This window comes from Streptomyces sp. GLSS-08 (assembly GCF_056387915.1).
Window position 1 is genome coordinate 196,899 of record NZ_JBWJAQ010000004.1, and the last position, 22,082, is coordinate 218,980.

The window sequence follows — 22,082 nt, forward strand, 5'->3', positions numbered from 1 at the left end:
GCCCGCCGGGTTGCCTCGGGCAAGCGTGCGCGATGATGGAGACATCCGCCTCCCATTTCCCCCGGAAGGGCTCCTCATGGCACCGCGCATCCTGCTGGCCCGGCACGGACAGACGGAATGGTCCCTGTCCGGCAGACACACCGGCAGGACGGACGTCCCGCTCCTGGAGGAGGGCCGGCGCGGAGCCAAACTACTGGGTGAGCGGCTCCACCGCGCACCGTTCGACCCCCTGCCCGGCCTCGAGGTGCGCACGAGTCCGCTGACGCGCGCGCGTGAGACGTGCGAACTGGCCGGGTTCGGCGAGCGGGCGAGCACCTGGGACCCGCTCATGGAATGGGACTACGGCACGTACGAGGGCCTGACGCCGGCCGAGATCCAGGCGATCCGGCCGGGCTGGCTCATCTGGCGCGACGGTGTCCCGGGCGGCGAGACCCTGGAGCAGGTCACCGCGCGCGCGGACGAGACGGTCGCCTGGGCCCGCGCCGCCGACCGTGACGTCCTGGTCTTCGCCCACGGGCACATCCTCCGCTCCATCGGCGCCCGCTGGCTCGGCCTCCCGATCGACTTCGCCGCCCGCATCCGCCTCAACCCGACCTCCCTCTCGGTCCTCGGCTGGGCCTACGGCGAGCCCGCGATCGAGACGTGGAACGACTGCGGGCACCTGCCGGGCTGACCCGCCCCAAAACCGCCGTTCACGCCGTGCGCGGCAGGCTCGCGTGTCTGTCCAGGAACGCGGACACCCCCGGCGCCCGCCGGTGCGGGAGCAGCACCCGCACCGTGCCCGCCAGCATCGACTGGACGCGGGAGGACTGGACCTCGTCGAGCAGGCCGAGGACGCGCAGGCCCGCCGTGGCGGCCTCGTCGGGCCGGCCGCCGCGCGCCAGGTCATCGGCGAGCTCGGCCGTGTAGAGGGCGATGTTGCGGGTGAAGTGCGGGTTCTGGAGGTGCGCGGCGCGCCGGGCGTGCCGGGCCGCGCGGGGCCAGTCGCCGAGCGTCGACCAGCACTGCGCCTCCAGCGCCGCCAGTTCGGCCTCTCCGTAGAAACTCATCCACTCCGGATCGGCCGGCGCTGCGCCCCGCCCGAAGAGGGCCTGCGCGCGGGCCAGCGCGCGCTCGCAGCCGGTGCGGTCGGCGAGGCCCGCCCAGCCGCCCGCCTCCCGCAGCGCCAGCAGGGACAGCAGACGGGGCGAGCCGAGGGTCCGGGCCACGCGCTGGGCCGCCTGGGCCGCCCGCACCGCCTCACGCGGGCGGCCCGCGTCCCGGGCGAGGAAGGAGGTGTTGCAGAAGGCATGCGCCTCCAGGCCGGCGTCCCCGGCCAGCCGGGCCGTCGCCAGCGCCTCCGCGTAGTGCGAGCGGGCGTCGTCGAAACGGCCCGAGTCATGGGCCAGCCACCCCACGGAGATGGCCAGTTCACCCGCGCCGGCGTACAGCCGGTCGGCGGTCGTCTGCCGCATCGTGCCCGCGTCGAGCAGCGCGTACGCGGCGCGCAGCGGGGCCGCGGCACGCCGGTACAGGCCGTCCGCGCCGTGCCGGTCGTCGAGCACCCGGATCCTGCGGACGGCTTCCTCGACGGCACCTGCCTCGGACGACCCGGCCCGGCGGACCGGATCTTCCGCGGCTGTGGCGGGTGCGCCGGTGAGCCCCAGGGGGCTCAGGGAGACGGCAGCCACGGTGGCGGTGCCGCCGGTCATGAACGCGCGACGCTGCACGTCGCTCTCCTCGTGATTCCGATCGTGGTACTCGTGCGTGTCGCACGTGTCTTGCGTGTCATACGGGTCGCCCGCCTCCCGCGACTCATGCGGGCCGCCGAAGCGGCACGCGAGGGGCCCGGGGGGCGCCTCGTCCGGCGGGCGCGCCCCCCGGCCGCGTACCGACGCACGGGGTGAGAAGCCCAGGTCGGCGAGCGTGCGGCCGGGGAACATGTGCAGGAAGACCCGCTCGTACGCGTAGTTGGGGCAGCGGATCTCGCCCGCCTCGACGCGGCCGATGTACCGCGCGTCGCAGCTGACCCGCTCCCCGATCTCCCGCGCTGCCCGCCGCACCACGGCGGCGAACTCGCCCGGTGAGCGGTGCCCGCGCAGCCGCCGGAAGGCGAGGTTCGGCCGTGGCGGCCGGGGGTGCCCGGCCGAGGTCACCGTCGACGACGTCATGGCCGGGCCCTCTCTCGCGAACCGTCCAACCATGCCGGACCCGAGGCGAGTTGTCCGATTGCTACCCGATCGTCGCCGTGGGTCCAGCGGGCAAGAACGTACCTGTTGTGAGGATGCCGGCACCCCGGGTTTAGCTACAAAACGGATATCTCATCCCCGATCTGCCATGAACTGCCATCCTTTGCGGCGGACTTCCGCCGTAGCCGTTGACACGCTGACGCGTTGAACCCTGCGGACCGGGAGCCGCCCGTACTCCCGACCTACTCGTCAGGAGGAGGGTTCCGTGTCGGACGCCGGGATGGAGACCAGGCAGAGCACCGAGTTCCGTACGGCGCGGTACGGACCGCACCCGGAGTGCGGTGTGCCACCACAGCAGGACGCCGACTGCGATCTCGTGACCGTCCCGGCGCGGCAGGGACTGGAGGCGGTCGACATCCTGCGCCGAGGCTCCGGCGACTGTGTCGGGCCCGTCCTGCACGACGACAACTGCGACACCCTCGGCTTCCTGGTGCCGCCCGGCACCGCCGACGCCTGGGACATGCCGGGCAGCACCTGTACGCAGACCAACGGACGCGGGGTGAGCCTCGCCCCTCAGCCGCCGGTCGAGGGTTCCGACTGGCTGCTCCCGCCCGGGGACGCGGACCTCGCGACGGACCCGGCGGTGCTGCGCGCGGCGCTCGGGGAGGCGGCCCGCCTCATCGAGGCCGCCGACAACTGCCGCTGACCCCGGCCCCCGCACCCGCCCACGTGGAACGCTCCGCCGCCGGTGGGCCGGCCTCCCCCCGCGCGTCGATAATGGCCGGATGGGCAAGTCGAAGAGCGGCCGCGGCGCGCGGCGTGGGCAGGAGGGCTCCGGGGGTGTCGTCGAGCCGGTCGACGGCGGGCTCGCCGAGCTGATACCCGACCGGGACCGGGCGCGTGCCTGGACGCTGCTCATCGACGGCGCCCCGCAGTCGCACGTCGACCTCGACGACCCGGCGTACCTGGGCTTCGAGTACCAGCGCCGCCTCGGCCACGTCATCGACCTCGCCGCCCCGCCCGGCAGGCCCGTGCACGTCGTGCACCTCGGTGGCGGGGCCCTCACCCTCGCCCGCTACGTCGCCGCCACCCGTCCCCGCTCCACCCAGCAGGCCGTCGAACGCGACGCCGCCCTCGTCCGACTGGTCCGCCGCGAGCTGCCGCTGGACCCGAACGCCCGGATCCGGGTGCGTTCCACGGACGCCCGCGAAGGCCTCGCCAAGGTGCCGGACGACTGGGCGGACCTGGTGATCGCGGACGTGTTCAGCGGGGCCCGCACCCCCGCGCACCTCACCTCGGTCGAGTTCCTCGGCGACGTCCGCAGGGTCGTCAGGGCCGACGGCCTCTACGCCGCCAACCTGGCCGACGGCCCGCCGCTCGCCCATCTGCGCGGCCAGATCGCCACGGCCGCGAGCGTCTTCCCCGAACTGGCCCTGGTCGCGGACCCCACGGTGCTGCGCGGCAAGCGTTTCGGAAACGCCGTCCTGGTCGCCTCCGGACGCCCGCTCCCGGTGGCCGAACTGACCCGGCGCGCGGCCTCGGACCCGCACCCCGGACGCGTCGAACACGGCCGCGCGCTCGCCGACTTCACCGGTGGAGCGGTGCCGGTCACGGACGCGGCGGCGGTGGCGTCGCCCGCGCCGCCCCCGTCGGTGTTCCGCTGACCCGGTGCCCGGCGGGGCCTGATCCGGTGCCGCGCGGGGCTGTCCCGGTGGTGCGCCGTGCGCCGCGGGGGCGCGCGGCGAGGGGCCGAACGCGTCAGTAGGTGCCGATCTCGACCCGCGGCGGCCCGTCGTGCCACGTGCAGAACACCGACACCCGGTCGGCGCCCGAGGCGAACTCCACGCGGATCCACGTCTCCGTCTTCCACACCTGCATCGACCAGCCCGGCGCCGGCGTCGCGGAGACGAGGGTCGCGGACGCCCTGCCGAGGTCGAAGACGGCCCGCCCGCCGTCCGTGTCATAGCTCTTGACCTGCCCGGAGGAGGCGGCGGACGAGGCGCTGGGGCCCGGCCCCGGGGACGCAGACCGGGAGGGCGACGGGGTCGGCGTCGTGGCCGGCCGGCGACTTTTCGGCGGCTTCTTGGAGGCGCTCCTCGACGGTGCGGGACGGCTGGTCGAGGAGGCCAGCGGCCTCGGCTCCTGCGTGGTGGCGTCGGCCGCCGTGATGGGCAGGGCACGCGGTGGGTCGTAGGCGGTCCCCGCCATCACCGTGTGGACACCCCACCACGACAGCGTGACCGCCGCGCCCGTGGCGAGCGACCACGCGAGTACGTGTACGAGACCTCTGCGCATCGCGGCCATACTGCCCCACGCGCCCCACAGGTGTCTCATGCACGCGTCACACCCGGAGTTGTCCACAGGCACCGGACCGGCGTCCCCCGGATGGCGTACGGTGCCGCCCATGGCAAGTGTGCTCGTGGTCGAGGACGACCAGTTCGTGCGCTCGGCCCTCATCCGGCATCTGACCGATGCCGCGCACACCGTGCGCAGTGTCGGCACGGCCCTCGAGGCCCTGCGCGAGGTCGCCCATTTCTCCTTCGACGTGGTCATCCTGGATCTCGGACTGCCCGATCTGGACGGGTCCGAGGCCCTGAAGATGCTCCGCGGCATCACGGACGTCCCGGTGATCATCGCCACCGCACGGGACGACGAGACGGAGATCGTCCGGCTGCTGAACGACGGTGCGGACGACTACCTGACGAAGCCCTTCTCCGTCGAGCACCTGTCGGCGCGCATGGCGGCCGTCCTGCGGCGCTCACGGGCCGCCGTGGGCGAGGCACCCCCGTCCTCCGTGCTCCGGGTCGGCGGCCTGTCGGTCGACCCGTTGCGCAGACAGGCCGAGCTGGACGGCGTGCGACTGGACCTCACGCGCCGCGAGTTCGACCTGCTCGCCTTCCTGGCCGGCCGCCCCGGAGTGGTCGTGGCGCGCAAGGAGCTGCTCGCCGAGGTGTGGCAGCAGGCCTACGGCGACGACCAGACGATAGACGTGCATCTGTCGTGGCTGCGGCGCAAGTTGGGCGAGACGGCGGCGAAGCCCCGTTACCTGCACACGCTGCGCGGGGTCGGCGTGAAGCTGGAGCCGCCGCGCGTGGAGCCGGCGCCATGAGGCGGGAGACGAGGCGGGCGCGATGAGGTGGGCGCTGGTCAAGGTGTGCGTGGCGGTCACCACGATGGTCGTGGTCGCCTTCGCGATCCCGCTCGGTCTTGTCATCAAGGAGATGGCCAGGGACCGGGCGTTCTCGAACGCGGAGCGGGAGGCGGCGGCCGTCGCGCCCGCGCTCTCCATCACCACCGACCGGGACCAGTTGGAGCGCGTCGTCGCCTCCGCCGGGTCCGACGCGGGCATGGCCGTGCACATACCCGCCTCCGGTGACGCGGCCGCGGTCGACATCGGCAGGCAGCGCGCCGCGGGCAAGGACATCACCACCACCCGCGAGCTCGGCCGGGCCACCACCACCGAGGTGCCCGGCGGCTCCACCCTGCTCCAGCCCACCGCGCTGAGCTCCGGCGAGATAGCGGTCGTCGAGGTGTACGTCCCCGAATCCGACGTCAGCAACGGCGTGGGGACGGCCTGGGCGGTGCTGGCCGCCGTCGGTGTCGCCCTCGTCATCGGCTCGGTCGCGGTCGCCGACCGCCTCGGCGTGCGGATGGTGCAGCCCGCGCAGCGCCTGGTCGAGGGCGCGCACGAGCTGGGGGAGGGGAAACTCGGCGCCCGGGTACCGGAGGAAGGACCGACCGAACTGCGGCTGGCCGCCGTCGCGTTCAACTCCATGGCCGACCAGGTCGTCCAGCTCCTGGCGAACGAGCGGGAGCTGGCCGCCGATCTCTCCCACCGGCTGCGTACGCCCCTGACCGTGCTGCGGCTGAACACGGCCTCCCTCGGCGACGGGCCGGCCGCCGACCAGACCCGGGCCGCGGTCGCGCAGCTGGAGCGCGAGGTCGACACGATCATCCGGACGGCCCGGGAGGCCAAGCCGCAGACCGCGGCCATCGGCGCGGGCGCCGGGTGCGACGCGTCCGAGGTCGTCCGCGAGCGGATGGACTTCTGGTCGGCGCTCGCCGAGGACGAGGGCCGCAAGGTCCGGGTCGCGGGCGTCGACCGGCCGGTGCGGATACCGGTGGCACGGGCCGACCTGGTGGCCGCGCTCGACGCGCTCCTCGGCAACGTCTTCCGGCACACCCCCGAGGGCACGGCCTTCGCGGTCGACGTGCACAACGGCGGGGACGCGGTGATCGTGCTGGTGTCGGACGCCGGCCCGGGGATCGTCGACCCGGAGGCGGCGATGGCGCGCGGCCGGGGCTCCGGCAGCGACGGGTCGACCGGGCTCGGCCTCGACATCGTGCGCCGCCTCGCGGAGTCGACCGGCGGGGACGTGCGCATCGGCTCGTCCGTCCTGGGCGGCACCGAGGTGCGGATCTGGATCCAGCTGGCCGGACGCGCCCCGGTCAGGCGCGGCCACCGCGGCTCCGTACGGCGCCGCAGGCGCGGAGCGGGCGTGAGCTGACGCCCACCGGCCGAGGTGGCCGCATCCTCGGGCGGCACCTCCTGCGGCACCGCCCGCCCCCGAACGGGCACACTGGTCTCGACCTTTAACGGTCCCCGATGCCTTCCTTAAGCGCACCCTAAGATCCCCGACCGCCGTCCGGAACAAGCGGTTTGCCCGATTCCCGATCGCTAGCGTGCTGCTCGCACCCACCCCCCGTGACACCGCGAAAGCAGGCACCACGATGAGCAGCACGCACCGGCGCAAGGTCAGTGGCAGGAACAAGGCAATAGGCGGCATCGCCGCCGCGGCCGTGGCCGGTGGCGGCGCCTTCCTGTTCACCGGGACCGCGCAGGCTGCCGGCGTCGGCGCCGCGTACACCAGGACCAGCGACTGGACGACCGGCTACACCGCGCAGTACGTCGTCACGAACGACAGCGGCCAGGCCAGGAAGGACTGGACGCTGGAGTTCGACCTGCCCGCCGGTGCCAAGCTCAGCTCCCTGTGGAACGGCCGGTACGAGGTGAGCGGACAGCACGTCACCGTGACCCCGCCGTCCTGGGACAAGGACGGCCTGGCCGCCGGCAAGTCGGTGACCGTCGGATTCGTGGTGAACGGCACCGCCGACCCGACCGGCTGCCGCATCGACGACGCCACCTGCTCCGCGGACGGCGGCGCGACCCCCGAGCCCAGCGGCCGCCCGAGCGGGACGGCGACCCCCCGGCCGAGCGCCACGCCCACCAAGGACCCGAGCCCGGGCACCTCGGCCCCCACCAGCCCCGCCCCGTCCCAGAGTTCCGGCAGCGGCACCACCACGAACGCCGGCTTCGCGCCCTACGTGGACACGTCCCTCTACCCCGCCTTCGACCTGGTCGCGAGCGCCTCGGCCACCGGCGTGAAGGACTACAACCTCGCCTTCGTCACCGACGGCGGCGGCTGCACCCCCAAGTGGGGCGGCGTCACCGACCTCGGCAGCGACGCGGTCGCCGGACAGATCGGTGCCCTGCGGGCCAAGGGCGGCGACGTCCGCGTCTCCTTCGGCGGCGCCGCCGGCTCGGAGCTCGCGACGACCTGCCCGTCCGCCGACGCGCTCGCGACGGCGTACGCCAGGACCGTGGACGCCTACAAGCTCACCAAGGTCGACTTCGACGTCGAGGGCGGGGCGCTGCCGAACACCGCGGCCAACACCCGCCGCGCGCAGGCCATCGCCAAGCTCCAGAAGGCCCACCCCGGCCTGGACGTCTCCTTCACCCTCCCGGTGATGCCCGAGGGCCTGACTCAGGACGGCGTGAGCCTGCTCTCCAACGCCAGGTCGAACGGCGTGAGCGTCGACACCGTCAACATCATGGCGATGGACTACGGACCCGCGTACAGCGGTGACATGGGCGGTTACGCCGAGCAGGCGGCCACCGCGACCCAGGCCCAGGTCAGGGGCGTCCTCGGCCTCTCCGACAGCGCGGCCTGGAAGGCGGTCGCCGTCACCCCGATGATCGGCGTGAACGACGTCGCAGGCGAGATCTTCAAGGTCGACGACGCCACGCAGCTCGTGAACTTCGCCAGGTCCAAGGGCCTCGGCTGGCTCTCCATGTGGTCCGCGACCCGCGACAAGCAGTGTGCGGGCGGCGCGAAGAACGTCGCCGACCCCACGTGCAGCTCGGTCGTCCAGGACCAGAACGCCTTCTCCAAGGCCTTCGGCGCCTACAAGTGAGCCCCCACGCGTAGGCCCTTCCTCCACGGGGGAGAGCGCGCCCCGGCCGGACCTCCCCCCACCCGGCCGGACCTCCCCCCACCCGGCCGGGGCGCGCTCCGCTTCCCCGTTCCCCCCGTGCCCCCCGTTCCCCCGTCCCCCGGTTCCCCCGCGGGTCGGTCTACTCGGCGGCCACCGGTGACGGCAGGGTCCCCGTCCGGGCGGCCTGCCCGTACCAGTGGGCGCTCGACTTCGGCGTACGGGCCAGGGTCGCGTAGTCCACGTAGACCGCGCCGAAGCGCTTGCCGTAGCCGTAGGACCACTCGAAGTTGTCCATCAGGGACCAGAGGTAGTAGCCGCGCACGTCGGCGCCGTCGGTGATCGCGTCGCGCACCGCGGCGAGGTGCCCGTGCAGGTAGGCGATCCGCTCCGGGTCGTGCACGCGGCCGTCGGGGTCGGGCTTGTCGTCGTACGCGGCGCCGTTCTCGGTGACGTACAGCGGCAGTCCCGGCGCCTCCCGGGTGTAGCGCATGATCAGCTCGTGCAGGCCCGTCGGGTCGATGGTCCAGCCCATCTCCGTACGCTCGCCCGGCGTCTGGTGGAAGGCGATGTCGTCCGCGGCCGGCCAGGGCGAGAAGGGGCTCGCCCCGTGGCCGTCCGCGCGCGGCCCGGCCCGCTCCGCCTCCGCGGCCGAGACCAGCGCCGGCGTGTAGTAGTTGAGGCCGAGCGCGTCCAGCGGCTGGTGGATCAGCTGGAGGTCGCCGTCGAGGACGTACGACCAGTCGGTGACCGACGCGGTCGCCTCGAACAGGGTCTGCGGGTACGCGCCGTGCAGCATCGGCCCGTGGAAGACGCCGTTGGCCAGGTCGTCGATGCGCCGGACCGCGGCCAGGTCCGCCGGGCTCGTCGAAAGCGGCCTGACGACCGAGGAGTTGAGGCTCACCGCGACCGTGTTGCGGGCGGGCATCGACGCGCGCAGCGCCGAAGTGCCGAGCCCGTGCGCCAGGTTGAGGTGGTGGGCCGCCCGCAGGGACGCCGCCGGGTCCGTCCGCCCGGGGGCGTGCACGCCCGAGCCGTACCCGAGGAACGCGCTGCACCAGGGCTCGTTGAGGGTGATCCACTGCTCGACGCGGTCGCCCAGCGCCTCGCCGACGATCTGCGCGTACTCGGCGAACCGCAGCGCCGTGTCCCGCTCGGGCCAGCCGCCCGCGTCCTCCAGCTCCTGGGGAAGGTCCCAGTGGTAGAGGGTGACGGCGGGCTTGATGTCGTGCGCCAGCAGCTCGTCGACCAGCCGCCGGTAGAAGTCGAGGCCGCGCTGCACGGCGGGGCCGCGCCCGGTGGGCTGCACCCGGGACCAGGAGATGGAGAAGCGGTACGCGCTCAGCCCGAGGTCCGCCATCATCGCCACGTCGTCGCGGTAGCGGTGGTAGTGGTCCACCGCCACGTCCCCCGTCTCACCTCCCGCCGTCTTTCCGGGCGTATGGCTGAAGGTGTCCCAGATCGAGGGGGTCCGGCCGTCCTCCCGCACCGCCCCCTCGATCTGGTACGCGGAGGTCGCCGCGCCCCAGAGGAAGGCGGGAGGGAAGGACACGGACGTCACGGGCTCAGGCATGGAAGCGCTCCCATAGGAGGTCGGGGAGACCGACGGAGAAGAGAAACGGGAAGGGCGGGGGGCCGGGGCGGCGATGACCCGGCCCCCGGAGAGGGATCAGCCCTTGACGGCGCCCTGCATGATGCCGCCGACGATCTGCTTGCCGAACAGGGCGAAGACCAGCAGCAGCGGCAGCGTGCCGAGCAGCGCTCCCGCCATGATCAGGGACTGGTCGGGGGTGTAGCCCCGGCCGAGGCCGGCCACCGCGACCTGCACGGTCGGGTTGCCGGTCTGCGTCAGCACCAGGAACGGCCACAGGAAGTCGTTCCACGTCTGCACGAAGATCAGCATGCCGAGGACGGCCATCGCGGGCCGGGCCGCCGGGAACACGATGTGCCAGACCACCCGCCAGCTGCTCGCACCGTCCACCCGGGCCGCCTCGATCAGCTCGTTCGGCAGCGCCTGGATCAGGTACTGCCGCATGAAGAAGACACCGAAGGCGCTCACCAGGGACGGGAAGATCACCGCCTGGAGCTGGTCGGTCCAGTCGAGCTTGGCGACCATCATGTACAGCGGGATCACGCTGAGCTGCGGCGGGACCATCATCGTGCCGATGACGATCAGCATCATGGCACTGCGGCCCCGGAAGTGCAGCTTGGCGAAGGCGAACCCGGCGATCGTGGACAGGAAGACGACGGTGGCCGCCGAGATGCCCGCCACGAGCGTGGTGTTGAACATGGCCTCGCCGAGATTGGCGTCGCCCCAGGCGAGGTCCAGGTTCTTGAAGAGGTTGGAGCCGAACCAGAGCGGCGGCGGTGTCTGCGCCAGCCGGTTGGTGTCGCGCGAGGCGGCGATCGCCGTCCACACCAGCGGGAACAGCGAGCCGATGGTGAACAGGGCGAGGATCAGATAGGCGATCGGGCCGCCGTGCAGCTGTCCGCCCGCCCGTGCGGACTTGGGGCGCCGCGAGCGTTTCGGCTCCGCGGGCACGGTGTCGGCTGGTGGTGTCGTCAGGGTCGTCGTCACGGCCGGTTCTCCTTAACTACTGGCGCGCAGCCGGCGCGAGATGACGTAGTTGACGATCCCGATCACGATGAGGATCAAGAACATGGTCCAGGCGATGGCCGAGGCCCGCCCGAGGTGCTGGTTGACCCAGCCCTGTTCGTACAGATAGAGCCCGAGCGTCTGGAACTGGTGCTCGGCGCCGCCGGAGGCGCCCTTGTTCTGGTCGAACAGCAGCGGTTCGCCGAAGACCTGGCTCGCCCCGATCGTCGACACGACCACGGTGAACAGGATGGTCGGGCGCAGCTGCGGCAGCGTGACGTGCAGGAACTGCTTCCAGCGCGAAGCGCCGTCCAGGGCCGCGGACTCGTACAGGTCCTGCGGGATGGCCTGCATGGCCGCCAGGTAGATCAGCGCGTTGTAGCCGGTCCAGCGCCAGACGATGATCGTCGAGACGGCGATCTGCGAGGGCCACTTGTCGTTCTGCCAGTCGATGCTGTCGATGCCGACGAAGTGCAGCGACCAGTTGATCATGCCGTAGTCGCGGCCGAAGAGCAGGACGAACACCAGGGAGGCCGCGGCGATCGACGTCGCGTACGGCGCGAGCATCGCGACCCGGTAGAAGGTCGAGGCCCGCAGCTTGTAGTTGAGGATGTGGGCCAGGCCCATGGCCATCAGCAGCTGCGGGACGGTGGAGATGATGCCGATGGTCAGGGTGTTCTTCGCCGCGTTCCAGAAGAACTCGTCGTCGAAGATGCGGGTGTAGTTGCGCAGCCCCGCCCACTCCATGTCCGTGGGTGCCGTCAGCTCCACCGTGTGCAGCGACGCCCAGCCCGTGTAGATCAGCGGGAACAGGCCGAAGGCGAGGAAGAGCAGGAAGAACGGAGAGGCGAAGACGTACGGGCTCCAGCGCAGGTCCCGCTGCCATCGGCGGGAGAGCCGGGCCCGGCGGCGGACCTCCTCCTCCGTGGGCGCACCGGCCGGAACGCGGCCGGCCGGGGCCGCGCCCCCCTCCTTGGTGGGGGGCGCGGCGGTGTCGTGCCGGGTGGCCATACCGGTCACTTCTCCAGGTTGTTGTCGATGGTCTTCGTGGCCGTCTTCCAGGCGTCCGCCGGGGACTTGCCCTTCGTCACGAGGAACACGCCGTTGTCGGTCAGACCCTGCTGGATGATCTGGTCCTTCGGGCCGATCACCTGGACCGGGCTGTCCTTGGCGGCCGCCGCGAAGATGGTGCCGATCGGGGCGTCACCGAAGAAGTCGTTCTTGGCGCCGGTCACCTCGGGGAGCTCGTACGCGCTCTGGGCACTCGGGAAGCTGCCCCGCTTGGCGAACAGGGTGGCCTGCTGCTTGGGCGCGGTCAGCCAGGCGGCGAGCTTGGACGCCTCCTTCACGTTCTTGCCGGTCTTCGGCACGGCCAGGAACGAGCCGCCCCAGTTCCCGCCCTTGGGCGCCTTGGCGACGTCCCACTTGCCCTTGGTGTCCTGGTTCGCCTTGGACGCGATGTAGCCGAGCATCCACGGCGGGCAGGAGACGGCCGCGAACTTGCTGTTGGCGAACGCCTGGTCCCACGTCGGCTGGAACTGCGTGAGGTTGCCGGTCAGGCCCTCCTTCGCCGCGCCCGCGGTGAGGTCGAAGGCGGACTTCACGGCCGGGTTGTCCTTGTAGACGACCTTGCCGGAGGCGTCGTAGAACTTCTCGGTCTCGCTGCCGAGGACCGCGTTCAGCAGGCCGCCGGGGGAGTCGAGGAAGGTGGTGCCCTTCGGCGCCTTCTTCTTGTACTCCTTGCCGACCTCGACGAACTTGTTCCAGTCGCCGTCCCACTTCTTCGCGAGTTCCTCGCGGTCGGTGGGCAGACCGGCCTTCTCGAACATGTCCTTGCGGTAGCAGATGGCCATGGGGCCGATGTCGGTGCCGAGCCCGACCGTCTGGCCGTCCTTGGCGGTGGCCTGCTTCCACTTCCAGTCGACGAAGTCGCTCTGGTTGACCCCCGCGACCTTCGACAGGTCCACGAGCTTGGCGGCCTGGGTGTCGACGACCTCGGCGATGTTGCCGACTTCGACGCCCTGGATGTCGGCGAGGCCGCTGCCCGTGGTGAGGTGGTTGACGAGAGCCGGGTAGTAGTTCTCGTTCCGTTCGGTGACGTTCTCCTGGATCTTGATGTCCGGGTTGAGCTTCTCGTACTCGTCGTACAGCCCGGCCTCCTTGAAGCCGAACGTGCCGAACAGACCAAGGGAGATCGTGGTCTTGCCCTTGCCGCCGCCCGACGAGCCGGAGTCGTCACCGCCGTCGTCGGCACAGCCGGTCAGCAGCCCGGCGCCCAGCGCTGCGACGGCCGTGACGACCACCGCTCTGCGGGCGGTAAGGGTACGTGCTCGCATTGCATCCTCCTGTTGCCCTGACGTGCCGACCCCCCGGCCAACTGCATTGTTGGGCCCGTTAGTTACTCGCTGCGGCTCGGGCGGGGAACGTGCGGGATGTGTTTTGTCAGGTACCGTGGGAGCGCTCCCACAAGTGATGTGTTGAAGAGTCGTCGGTTCACGCGGGGGTGTCAAGAGTGAGGACGCGGAGACCTGTCTTCGGTTATCGGGCTGTTAACTAATCCGGCGGACGGAGCCCTACCGGACCGTCTCAGGGCATCGCGCGGGGATCAAGACTGTTAGATTCCAGGCCAACGCGATGCGACGCGGTGTGAAGGGAGGCGGACCATGGCAGGCTACGGAGCGCGGGGCCGCAGTGGCGGACGGCCGACTCTCGAGGAGGTCGCCGCGCGGGCCGGGGTGGGCCGCGGCACGGTGTCCCGGGTGATCAACGGTTCGCCGCGGGTCAGCGACGCCACCCGCGCCGCCGTCCAGGCGGCCGTGGCGGAACTCGGCTACGTCCCGAACACGGCCGCCCGCGCGCTCGCCGCCAACCGCACCGACGCCATCGCCCTCGTGGTCCCCGAGCCGGAGACCCGCTTCTTCGCGGAGCCGTACTTCTCCGACATGCTCCGGGGCGTCGGCGCGGAGCTCTCCGAGACCGAGATGCAGCTGCTGCTGATCTTCGCGGGCAGCGACCGGGAACGGCAGCGCCTGGCCCAGTACCTGGCCGCGCACCGCGTGGACGGCGTCCTGCTGGTCTCCGTGCACGCCGACGACCCGCTCCCGGACCTGCTGTCCCAGCTGGAGATCCCGGCCGTGATCAGCGGCCGCAGATCCGCGCGCGAGACGCTGCCGTCGGTGGACTCGGACAACCTCGGCGGCGGACGGGTCGCCGTCGAACACCTGATCGCCCGGGGTCGCCGGACCATAGCCCATCTGGCCGGACGCCTGGACGTCTTCGGTGCCCAGCGCCGTATCGAGGGGTACCGCGAGGGGCTGCGCGCCGCGGGCCGCGAGGTCGACGAGGACCTGATCGTGGCCGGCGACTTCACCGAGGAGGGCGGCCGCCGGGCGATGACGGAGCTGCTCGCCCGCTGCCCCACCCTGGACGCGGTCTTCGCCGGCTCCGACGTCATGGCGGCGGGCGCCCGCCAGGTCCTGCGCGAGGCGGGCCGCCGGATACCTGACGACGTGGCGCTGGTCGGTTACGACGACTCGGCCATCGCCCGCCACATGGACCCCCCGCTGACCAGCGTGCGCCAGCCGATCGAGGAGATGGGGCGCGCCATGATCGACCTCCTGCTGGGCGAGATCGCGGACCGCAGGCCCGTCGCCTCGCGCGACCTGGAGAGCCGTCAGGTGGTCCTGCCCACGGAACTGGTGGCGCGCGCGTCGTCCTGACCTCCGGTAGGGCAAGCTGGCGTCCATGGTCCTCCATCCCTTGCTTGCAGTCGACGAAGTCTCCTCCGTGGAGCCGTATCTGGGCCGGGTGGGTGAGGTGTTCACCGCGTTCCGGGAGCAGGACTCCGGATGCGTGTCGTACGGCGTGCGCCTGCTCGACGGCGCGTGCTGGTTCGTCAAGGAAGCGGTCACCGACCGAGCCCGCCAGTCGCTCGAACGCGGCTGGGCGTTCCACCGGGCCGTACGGCACACGGCCATCGTCCCGCAGGTCCACCGGATCGCGGTGCGGGACAGCTGGGCGGTGGTGATGCCCTGGCGGAAGGGCGAGGTGCTCTACCACCCCACCGCGACCGGGCAGCGCGACCGTACGAGCCCGCACACCCCCATGGCCCGCTTCCGCGCCCTGCCGACCGCCGACGTGCTGCGCGCCTTCGACCGTGTCCTGGGCGCCCACCTCGCCGTGGAGAGCGCCGGTCATGTCGCCGTCGACTTCTACGACGGGGCTCTGCTGTACGACTTCGCGGGCGGCATGGCCCACCTGGTCGACCTCGACGAGTACCGTCCGGGCCCCTTCGTGCTGGAGGAGGAGCGGCTGCCCGGCTCCCGGCGGTACATGGCGCCCGAGGAGTTCGAGCGGGGCTCCGTGATCGACGCCCGCACGACCGTCTTCACCCTGGGCCGCACCGCCCGGCTCTTCCTGGACGCCGGTGACGAGGAGCGCGCCTGGCGGGGTACGGCACCGCAGCTGGCGGTGATCGAGCGCGCGACCCGCACGGATCCCGGCGACCGCTACGAGGACGTCGCCGCCTTCGCCGCGGCCTGGCGGGCGGCCTGCCCGGCCGGAACCGCCTGAGGCAGGGGCCCGCGCCCGAGGGTCCCTTGAAACGCAGTCAGACGGTGACCTGTGCGAACAGGTCACCGGCTGACTGCTCACGGTGAGTGACGGGACTTGAACCCGCGGCATCCTGGACCACAACCAGGTGCTCTACCAGCTGAGCTACACCCACCATGACCGGCGGTTCTGCGAAAGTCGCTTCACCGACCGGCCGAGGAAAAGTGTACAGGGTCCGAAGGGGTGCTCGCGCCCGCCTTTCCCGCGGGGCGGGCGGGAGGCTATTCGGCGGGCAGGACGTGCTTGGCGGCGATCTTGCGGGCGGTGTCCGAGTCGGGGCCGGGCTGCGGGACGAAGACCGCCTCGCGGTAGTAGCGCAGCTCCGCGATCGATTCCCGGATGTCGGCCAGGGCCCGGTGGTTGCCGTTCTTGTCGGGGCTGTTGAAGTACGCCCTCGGGTACCAGCGGCGGGCCAGCTCCTTGATGGAGGAGACGTCCACGATCCGGTAGTGGAGGTAGTCCTCGAGCGTCGGCATGTCCCGCAGCAGGAAGCCGCGGTCGGTGCCGACCGAGTTCCCGCACAGCGGGGCCCTGCCCGGCTCCTTGACGTGCTCCCGTACGTAGGACAGGACCTGTTCCTCGGCGTCGGCCAGCGTCGTGCCGGCGGCCAGCTCGTCGAGGAGGCCGGAGGCGGTGTGCATCGTGCGCACCACGTCCGGCATGGTCTCGAGCGCGGCGTCGGGCGGGCGGATCACGATGTCCACCCCCTCGCCGAGTACGTTCAGCTCCGAGTCGGTGACCAGCGCGGCCACCTCGATGAGCGCGTCGTCGGACAGCGAGAGTCCGGTCATCTCGCAGTCGATCCACACCATGCGGTCGTTCATGTGTCTTACCCTACGGCCCGCTCCGGCCCGCCGGACCGCCCGTGTACCCCGGGGGCCCGGCGGCCGGGGCGGCGGTGTGCCGGGTGGGAGCCCGAGGGCCCCCACCCGTCCGGTGCTACGGCGCGCTGCGCTGTCCCGGCAGGCTCGGGCGGCCCGCCGCGTAGAAGTCCTGGCCGTGCCTGGCCGACTCCGTGGACAGTGAGGTGGACGGGCCGACCGAGCTCGCGGCCGCCGTACGCCGGGTCTGCAGCGGGACCGGGCTCTCCTGGTGCGGCGCGGGCGCCGGTCCCGGGGATCCCGTGGAACCGTCCAGGTCCGAGGGCCTGTCACCCTGCGGACGGCGCGCCCGGTAGGCGGCGCGGTACGCGGCGGGGGACGAGCCGAGCTGACGGCGGAAGTGCCCGCGCAGCGCCACCGGCGAGCGGAAGCCGCAGCGGCCCGCGACCTCGTCCACCGAGTAGTCCGACGTCTCCAGCAGCCGCTGCGCCTGGAGCACCCGCTGAGTGATCAGCCACTGCAGGGGGGGCGCTGCCGGTGAGCGAGCGGAAGCGGCGGTCGAAGGTCCGCCGGCTCATGTAGGCGCGCGCGGCGAGGGTCTCCACGTCGAACTGCTCGTGAAGGTGCTCCAGTGCCCAGGCGACGACCTCCGCGAGGGGGTCGGCGCCGATCTCCTCCGGTAAAGACCGGTCGAGGTAGCGCTCCTGGCCGCCGCTCCGGCGCGGTGGGACCACCAGTCGGCGGGCGAGCGCGCCGGCGGCCTCGTTGCCGTGGTCCGTCCGCACGATGTGGAGACAGAGGTCGATTCCGGCCGCGGTGCCCGCCGAGGTCAGGACGTCCCCGTCGTCCACGAACAGCTCGCGTGGGTCGACGTGCACCGACGGGTAGCGCTTGGCCAGCGTCGGCGCGTACATCCAGTGGGTGGTGGCCGGCCGGCCGTCCAGCAGCCCGGCCGCGGCCAGCACGAAGGCGCCGGTGCACAGCCCGACTATGCGGGCGCCCTCCTCGTGCGCCCGGCGCAGTGCGTCGAGCGCCTCCTCCGGTGGCGGTGAGGTGATCGACCGCCAGGCGGGCACGACGACGGTGCCTGCCCGTGAGATCGCCTCCAGCCCGTGTGGCGCGGTGAGTTCGAGGCCCCCTGTGGTCCGCAGTGGGCCTTCCTCACCCGCGCTCACCAGGAGTCGGTAGCGCGGAACTCCCGCGTCCTGGCGGTCGATGCCGAACACCGACAGCGGTATGGAGCTCTCGAAGATGGGGCCGCCGCTGAACAGCAGCACCGCGACGATCTCCTTGCGGCGTCGCCCGGACAGCTTCCGGGCCGCGGCTTCCGGCGCGGCAGTGGAGTCGTGGCTCATGCTGCTAAGCCCCCCTCGGTGGTCGCGGCTCCTCGGTTGTGTCGCTCCTGCACGTTTCCCCTTGGTCCTGCACGAGTCCCCCGCCGTAAGACAGTCATGATCGAATCTACTGCGTCCCGTGGTGCCGGCGTGACCAGTTCACGATCCGGCACATTGTCGACATGGCAACTTGGCGTGAAGCATTCGATCACGAAGCGTTGCACTCGTGGGCCGCGCAGGGAAGTGCGCCTTGTGCCGGTGGCCGGTCCCCATAGGGTGCACGTGTCCCCAGTAAGCCCTTCCGTGCAGGTGGAACGGGGGTTGGGGGGTCGTTCGACCACGCCATGCGCGGGTAAGTGAAGTTGGCTGAAAACAGGCGGGGGCGTGCGCACAAACCGGTCAGTCGACCGGCGTATTTCCCCCCGCTCGACGGGCGCCCCGGTGCGCTCCCGAACCGTCCTTCCCGTGTGCCCCGCCCGTGCCGGGGAAACCTGGGAGACCGCCCGGCCCGATGTGGCCGCCGGCCATCGCGTGCGAGCCGCCGCGGCCCCGGCCGGACTTCGCGGGGCCGACGCACGGCGCGGCCTCCCTGCCGTGCCGCCCCCGGTGCGGGAGCCGTTCCGCGGGGCGCGGCCGGGCGGCCCCCCGCTCGGACTCCCGCAGCAGCATCCGGCAGACGGCGGTCACCGCCCCGAGCCCCAGTGCCGTGCCGGCCGCCCCGGCGAGCGAGGTGCCGTACAGGACGAGCACCACGGGGACCAGGACGCAGCTGAAGGCCGCCCAGCGCACCACGTCGCCCGCCGTGTCCTGCGGGGGAGGCGCGGGCGGGCGCGGCCCGGCGGACTGGGGCGCGGTCTCTGTTCCGGGCACGCTGTGCTCCCTTGCGCTCCAGTGCTTCCCGTGGTCGTGGCTCACCCGGTTCAACGCCCGGCCGGCCGGCCGGACACTGCCGCGGGGGGCGGAGACCGGCCGGGGCGGCACCACCGTACGCGCGAGCGGTCCCGGAAGCACGAGGTGAACCCTGTGCAAACCGCCTGTACGGGGCAGCAACCATTGCGTTACGGGCGCCCCCTCGTGCATGCTCCCTGGAACCCCGCGCGGCAGGCGCGGAACATGGGCAGAGGAGGCGTGCCGCCGTACCCTTGGGGGTATGGGGCTGGGAAGGTGATTCCCGGACACGGCTCCGCCGCTCCCTGTTCGTCCCACCCACGAGGATCCACACGCCGAGACACTTATGGCCGGTCACGAATTCTTCGATCCCGCGGACCGCAAGCGCTCCGTCGCCGATCCCACGGCGGCCGAGCCCCTGGCGGCGAAAGAGCCACGCCATTCCTGCGATCCCGCGTTCAAGCACGGCGTCGTCGTCGGATTCGACGGCTCCACGTCCAGCGAGCGGGCGTTGGCGTACGCGATCGGCATGGCGCACCGCTCCGGCTCGGGGCTGATCATCGTGCACGTCGCCAACCGGCTGCCGACCACCGTGTGGGCGGGCTGCGAGCCCCCGGTCTTCGTCGACGTGCCGGATCACCGCACGGAGGTGCTGGGACTCGAGCTGGCCTGCGCCGAGTACCTGGCGGAGGTCCCCTGGATCCTCGTCGAGCGCGGGGGCGACATCTGCCACGAGCTGGAGGAGGTCGGGCAGGAGTACGAGGCGGACGCGATCGTCGTCGGCTCCACGCACGGCATCGTCGGGCGGATCTTCGGCTCGGTGGCCGGCCGGCTCGCGAAGCGCGCCAGGCGGCCCGTCATCGTCATCCCCTAGCGCACGGCCCGTTCCGCCCGTTCCGGGCGCCCGGGCGCGCAACTCGCCCCCGTTCTCAGGCGGATGAGGCCCGGAACGCTCAACTCCCCTGCCCATCACGTCAATCCACCCCCGCACAGAGGTGTTTGTGCCCTTGTGAAGGGCATATACCGGTCGCCGGACCTTGGGACGCGCCGCCGGCCCGGGGGGGTGACGGCCACCGGCCGGAGCGGGCGCGGGCCGGGGCGTTGGGCGGCCCCGGCCCTGACAGAGCGACCCCCTGCGCGAACGTGGCATACGCAGGGGGTCGTTCATGCTCCGGCGGGCTCAAGTCCCGTCGACGGCAGGCGGGTTACTCCACCGTGACGGACTTGGCCAGGTTGCGCGGCTTGTCGATGTCCCGGCCCAGGGCCAGCGCCGTGTGGTAGGCGAGGAGCTGGAGCGGGATGCCCATGAGGATCGGGTCGAGCTCGTCCTCGTTCTTCGGGACGACGATCGTCTGGTCGGCCTTCTCCTGCTCCTGGTGGGCCACCGCGAGGATCTTGCCGCTGCGGGCCTTGATCTCCTCGAGCGCGGCGCGGTTCTTCTCCAGCAGGTCGTCGTCCGGGACGATCGCGACGGTCGGCAGGGCGGGCTCGATCAGCGCCAGCGGGCCGTGCTTCAGCTCGGAGGCGGGGTAGGCCTCGGCATGGATGTACGAGACCTCCTTCAGCTTCAGCGAGGCCTCGCGGGCCACCGGGTAGCCGCGCACCCGGCCGATGAAGAGCATCGAGCGGGCCTCGGCGTAACTCTCGGCCAGCTTCTTGATCTCGTCCTCCTGCGCGAGGATCTCGGAGATCTGGCCGGGCAGCCTGCGCAGGCCCTCGATGATCCGCTTGCCGTCGCGCACCGACAGGTCGCGGGTACGGCCCAGGTGCAGAGCGAGCAGCGCGAACGCGACCGTGGTGTTGGTGAAGCACTTGGTGGACACCACGCAGACCTCGGGTCCCGCGTGCACGTACATGCCGCCGTCGGCCTCGCGGGCGATGGCCGAGCCGACCACGTTGACCACGCCGAGCACCCGGGCGCCCTTGCGCTTCAGTTCCTGGACCGCCGCCAGCACGTCGTACGTCTCGCCCGACTGCGAGACCGCGACGTACAGCGTGTCGGGGTCGACGACCGCGTTGCGGTAGCGGAACTCGGAGGCGGGCTCGGCGTCCGCGGGGATGCGGGCCAGCTCCTCGATCATCTGGGCGCCGATCATGCCCGCGTGGTACGAGGTTCCGCAGCCGAGGATCTTCACGCGGCGCACGGCACGCGCCTCGCGGGCGTCCAGGTTCAGGCCGCCGAGGTGCACGGTGGAGAAGCGGTCGTCGATGCGGCCGCGCAGCACGCGGTCCACGGCGTCGGCCTGCTCGTGGATCTCCTTGTGCATGTACGTGTCGTGGCCGCCCATGTCGTAGGACTCGGCCTCCCACTCCACGGTGGTCGGCTCGGCGGTCGTGCGGGTGCCCTCGGTGGTGTAGGTGCGGAAGTCGTCGGCCTTGAGGGTGGCCATCTCGCCGTCGTCGAGGGTGACGATCTGGCGGGTGTGGGTGACGAGCGCGGCGACGTCCGAGGCGACGAACATCTCCTTCTCGCCGATGCCGAGGACGACGGGGGAGCCGTTGCGGGCCACCACGATGCGCTCGGGGAAGTCGGCGTGCAGGACCGCGATGCCGTAGGTGCCCTCGATCACGCGGAGCGCGTCGCGGACCTTGTCCTCGAGCTTCTCGGCCCGGGAGCGGGCGATGAGGTGGGTGAGGACCTCGGTGTCGGTCTCGGAGAGGAACTCGACGCCGTCGGCCTCCAGCTTCTTGCGCAGGTCCCCGGCGTTGTCGATGATGCCGTTGTGGACGACGGCGACCTTCCCGTCGTGGGACAGGTGCGGGTGCGCGTTCGCGTCCGAGGGGGCGCCGTGGGTGGCCCAGCGGGTGTGGGCGATGCCGGTGGTGCCCTTGAAGCGCGCCGGGACCTTGGCCTCCAGGTCGCGGACCCGGCCCTTGGCCTTGACCATCTTCAGGCCCGCCGCCTTGGGGGTCGTGACGACGATGCCCGCCGAGTCGTAGCCCCGGTACTCCAGGCGCTGCAGGCCCTCCAGGAGCAGCGGTGCCACATCACGCCTGCCGATGTACCCGACGATTCCGCACATGCGTCTCTCGGTTCCCCTCTGTCGTTCTGCTCTGTCGTTCGTGGTGTCCGCCGGATCGTCCGGCCGCGCCGTCCCGCGGTCAGCCGTAGACGATGCGGCGCAGCTGCCTGAGCGTGAGCCCGGGCGGCGCGACCGCGCGGTACTTCAGGTCCGCCTCGATCCGTTCGAAGATCGCCGCGTTGACCAGGCCCTGGGCCTGGAGCTCGCGGTGGCGGCGCCGGACGTACTCCTCGGCCGTCTCGTCGAAGTAGGCGAGCACGTCCTGGACCACCCGGAGTGCTTCGCCCCGGTTGAGGGGCGTCGAGCGCGTCAGGTGATCAACAAGTTCGTCGTGCACCCGTTGATCCTGGAGTACGCGCAGGTGATTCGCAAGAATCCTGCCCGATATCGGGCAGGCGCTTGTGGAATCACTCGTGGACCGCTGTCTG

The 22,082-nt window shown here is 72.0% G+C and carries 18 protein-coding genes, 1 tRNA gene and 1 pseudogene; 9 read left to right on the top strand and 11 right to left on the bottom strand.

What is annotated here, in order from left to right:
* Window positions 1–76: 76 nt before the first annotated feature.
* A complete protein-coding gene (locus AC0ZLC_RS08975) occupies window positions 77–673 on the top strand; it encodes a histidine phosphatase family protein (RefSeq protein WP_476751359.1) in 597 nt (198 codons plus the stop codon).
* A gap of 19 nt (window positions 674–692) precedes the next feature.
* Here the strand turns inward: AC0ZLC_RS08975 and AC0ZLC_RS08980 are convergent, their stop codons facing one another.
* Window positions 693–2,150: a hypothetical protein gene (locus AC0ZLC_RS08980; protein WP_476751360.1), complete on the bottom strand. Its 1,458-nt coding sequence runs from the start codon at window positions 2,148–2,150 to the stop codon at window positions 693–695.
* A 298-nt stretch (window positions 2,151–2,448) separates the two neighbouring features.
* Here AC0ZLC_RS08980 and AC0ZLC_RS08985 point away from each other — a divergent pair, with 298 nt between their 5' ends.
* Window positions 2,449–2,874, top strand: coding sequence for a hypothetical protein (locus AC0ZLC_RS08985; RefSeq protein ID WP_476751585.1), 426 nt, complete (start codon window positions 2,449–2,451; stop codon window positions 2,872–2,874).
* 79 nt (window positions 2,875–2,953) lie between these two features.
* A complete protein-coding gene (locus AC0ZLC_RS08990; RefSeq protein ID WP_476751361.1) occupies window positions 2,954–3,832 on the top strand; it encodes a spermidine synthase in 879 nt (292 codons plus the stop codon).
* Window positions 3,833–3,926: 94 nt separating this feature from the next.
* Here AC0ZLC_RS08990 and AC0ZLC_RS08995 read toward each other — a convergent pair whose 3' ends face one another.
* Window positions 3,927–4,463 carry a hypothetical protein gene (locus AC0ZLC_RS08995; RefSeq protein ID WP_476751362.1) on the bottom strand — a complete coding sequence of 179 codons (537 nt, stop codon included), beginning with the start codon at window positions 4,461–4,463 and terminating at the stop codon, window positions 3,927–3,929.
* Window positions 4,464–4,572: 109 nt separating this feature from the next.
* Here AC0ZLC_RS08995 and AC0ZLC_RS09000 point away from each other — a divergent pair, with 109 nt between their 5' ends.
* The 3 genes from AC0ZLC_RS09000 to AC0ZLC_RS09010 all read left to right on the top strand — a co-directional run bounded on the left by AC0ZLC_RS09000 (window position 4,573) and on the right by AC0ZLC_RS09010 (window position 8,363).
* Window positions 4,573–5,277, top strand: a complete 705-nt coding sequence (locus tag AC0ZLC_RS09000) for a response regulator transcription factor (RefSeq protein ID WP_476751363.1) — start codon at window positions 4,573–4,575, stop codon at window positions 5,275–5,277.
* A gap of 22 nt (window positions 5,278–5,299) precedes the next feature.
* The gene (locus AC0ZLC_RS09005) at window positions 5,300–6,676 is read left to right on the top strand and encodes a HAMP domain-containing sensor histidine kinase (protein WP_476751364.1); all 1,377 of its coding nucleotides are present in this window, start codon (window positions 5,300–5,302) and stop codon (window positions 6,674–6,676) included.
* A gap of 223 nt (window positions 6,677–6,899) precedes the next feature.
* Complete coding sequence (locus AC0ZLC_RS09010) at window positions 6,900–8,363, top strand: glycoside hydrolase family 18 protein (RefSeq protein ID WP_476751365.1); 1,464 nt, start codon at window positions 6,900–6,902, stop codon at window positions 8,361–8,363.
* Between the two features lie 160 nt (window positions 8,364–8,523).
* On the opposite strand, the gene AC0ZLC_RS09015 is transcribed toward AC0ZLC_RS09010, so the two are convergent.
* From AC0ZLC_RS09015 to AC0ZLC_RS09030, 4 genes are all read right to left on the bottom strand, one after another.
* Window positions 8,524–9,954, bottom strand: coding sequence for a GH1 family beta-glucosidase (locus AC0ZLC_RS09015; protein WP_476751366.1), 1,431 nt, complete (start codon window positions 9,952–9,954; stop codon window positions 8,524–8,526).
* Between the two features lie 96 nt (window positions 9,955–10,050).
* Window positions 10,051–10,959 carry a carbohydrate ABC transporter permease gene (locus AC0ZLC_RS09020; RefSeq protein ID WP_476751367.1) on the bottom strand — a complete coding sequence of 303 codons (909 nt, stop codon included), beginning with the start codon at window positions 10,957–10,959 and terminating at the stop codon, window positions 10,051–10,053.
* Between the two features lie 12 nt (window positions 10,960–10,971).
* Complete coding sequence (locus AC0ZLC_RS09025) at window positions 10,972–11,988, bottom strand: carbohydrate ABC transporter permease (protein ID WP_358849944.1); 1,017 nt, start codon at window positions 11,986–11,988, stop codon at window positions 10,972–10,974.
* 5 nt (window positions 11,989–11,993) lie between these two features.
* Window positions 11,994–13,313, bottom strand: coding sequence for an ABC transporter substrate-binding protein (locus AC0ZLC_RS09030; protein ID WP_476751368.1), 1,320 nt, complete (start codon window positions 13,311–13,313; stop codon window positions 11,994–11,996).
* A 327-nt stretch (window positions 13,314–13,640) separates the two neighbouring features.
* On the opposite strand from AC0ZLC_RS09030, the gene AC0ZLC_RS09035 reads away from it, so the two are divergent.
* Window positions 13,641–14,696: a LacI family DNA-binding transcriptional regulator gene (locus AC0ZLC_RS09035; RefSeq protein ID WP_476751369.1), complete on the top strand. Its 1,056-nt coding sequence runs from the start codon at window positions 13,641–13,643 to the stop codon at window positions 14,694–14,696.
* A gap of 25 nt (window positions 14,697–14,721) precedes the next feature.
* Window positions 14,722–15,549: a protein kinase family protein gene (locus AC0ZLC_RS09040; protein WP_476751370.1), complete on the top strand. Its 828-nt coding sequence runs from the start codon at window positions 14,722–14,724 to the stop codon at window positions 15,547–15,549.
* Between the two features lie 80 nt (window positions 15,550–15,629).
* Here the strand turns inward: AC0ZLC_RS09040 and AC0ZLC_RS09045 are convergent.
* From AC0ZLC_RS09045 to AC0ZLC_RS09055, 3 genes and pseudogenes are all read right to left on the bottom strand, one after another.
* Window positions 15,630–15,704 (bottom strand) — tRNA-His (locus AC0ZLC_RS09045).
* 105 nt (window positions 15,705–15,809) lie between these two features.
* Complete coding sequence (orn, locus tag AC0ZLC_RS09050) at window positions 15,810–16,412, bottom strand: oligoribonuclease (protein WP_358849785.1); 603 nt, start codon at window positions 16,410–16,412, stop codon at window positions 15,810–15,812.
* A gap of 115 nt (window positions 16,413–16,527) precedes the next feature.
* A pseudogene (locus tag AC0ZLC_RS09055) lies at window positions 16,528–17,764 on the bottom strand (helix-turn-helix domain-containing protein).
* 1,213 nt (window positions 17,765–18,977) lie between these two features.
* On the opposite strand from AC0ZLC_RS09055, the gene AC0ZLC_RS09060 reads away from it, so the two are divergent.
* Window positions 18,978–19,505 carry a universal stress protein gene (locus tag AC0ZLC_RS09060; protein ID WP_476751371.1) on the top strand — a complete coding sequence of 176 codons (528 nt, stop codon included), beginning with the start codon at window positions 18,978–18,980 and terminating at the stop codon, window positions 19,503–19,505.
* A gap of 331 nt (window positions 19,506–19,836) precedes the next feature.
* On the opposite strand, the gene glmS is transcribed toward AC0ZLC_RS09060, so the two are convergent.
* Both glmS and AC0ZLC_RS09070 read right to left on the bottom strand, forming a co-directional pair.
* On the bottom strand, window positions 19,837–21,654 hold the full coding sequence (gene glmS, locus AC0ZLC_RS09065; protein ID WP_476751372.1) for a glutamine--fructose-6-phosphate transaminase (isomerizing): 1,818 nt from the start codon (window positions 21,652–21,654) through the stop codon (window positions 19,837–19,839).
* Window positions 21,655–21,733: 79 nt separating this feature from the next.
* A complete protein-coding gene (locus tag AC0ZLC_RS09070) occupies window positions 21,734–21,991 on the bottom strand; it encodes a hypothetical protein (protein WP_358849790.1) in 258 nt (85 codons plus the stop codon).
* Between the last annotated feature and the right edge of the window lie 91 nt (window positions 21,992–22,082).

Coding starts and splice junctions, on each gene's coding strand:
- AC0ZLC_RS08975 (WP_476751359.1), top strand. CDS start 77: ATGGCACCGCGCATCCTGCTGGCCCGGCACGGACAGACGGAATGGTCC.
- AC0ZLC_RS08980 (WP_476751360.1), bottom strand. CDS start 2,150: ATGACGTCGTCGACGGTGACCTCGGCCGGGCACCCCCGGCCGCCACGG.
- AC0ZLC_RS08985 (WP_476751585.1), top strand. CDS start 2,449: ATGGAGACCAGGCAGAGCACCGAGTTCCGTACGGCGCGGTACGGACCG.
- AC0ZLC_RS08990 (WP_476751361.1), top strand. CDS start 2,954: ATGGGCAAGTCGAAGAGCGGCCGCGGCGCGCGGCGTGGGCAGGAGGGC.
- AC0ZLC_RS08995 (WP_476751362.1), bottom strand. CDS start 4,463: ATGCGCAGAGGTCTCGTACACGTACTCGCGTGGTCGCTCGCCACGGGC.
- AC0ZLC_RS09000 (WP_476751363.1), top strand. CDS start 4,573: ATGGCAAGTGTGCTCGTGGTCGAGGACGACCAGTTCGTGCGCTCGGCC.
- AC0ZLC_RS09005 (WP_476751364.1), top strand. CDS start 5,300: ATGAGGTGGGCGCTGGTCAAGGTGTGCGTGGCGGTCACCACGATGGTC.
- AC0ZLC_RS09010 (WP_476751365.1), top strand. CDS start 6,900: ATGAGCAGCACGCACCGGCGCAAGGTCAGTGGCAGGAACAAGGCAATA.
- AC0ZLC_RS09015 (WP_476751366.1), bottom strand. CDS start 9,954: ATGCCTGAGCCCGTGACGTCCGTGTCCTTCCCTCCCGCCTTCCTCTGG.
- AC0ZLC_RS09025 (WP_358849944.1), bottom strand. CDS start 11,988: ATGGCCACCCGGCACGACACCGCCGCGCCCCCCACCAAGGAGGGGGGC.
- AC0ZLC_RS09030 (WP_476751368.1), bottom strand. CDS start 13,313: ATGCGAGCACGTACCCTTACCGCCCGCAGAGCGGTGGTCGTCACGGCC.
- AC0ZLC_RS09035 (WP_476751369.1), top strand. CDS start 13,641: ATGGCAGGCTACGGAGCGCGGGGCCGCAGTGGCGGACGGCCGACTCTC.
- AC0ZLC_RS09040 (WP_476751370.1), top strand. CDS start 14,722: ATGGTCCTCCATCCCTTGCTTGCAGTCGACGAAGTCTCCTCCGTGGAG.
- orn (WP_358849785.1), bottom strand. CDS start 16,412: ATGAACGACCGCATGGTGTGGATCGACTGCGAGATGACCGGACTCTCG.
- AC0ZLC_RS09060 (WP_476751371.1), top strand. CDS start 18,978: ATGGCCGGTCACGAATTCTTCGATCCCGCGGACCGCAAGCGCTCCGTC.
- glmS (WP_476751372.1), bottom strand. CDS start 21,654: ATGTGCGGAATCGTCGGGTACATCGGCAGGCGTGATGTGGCACCGCTG.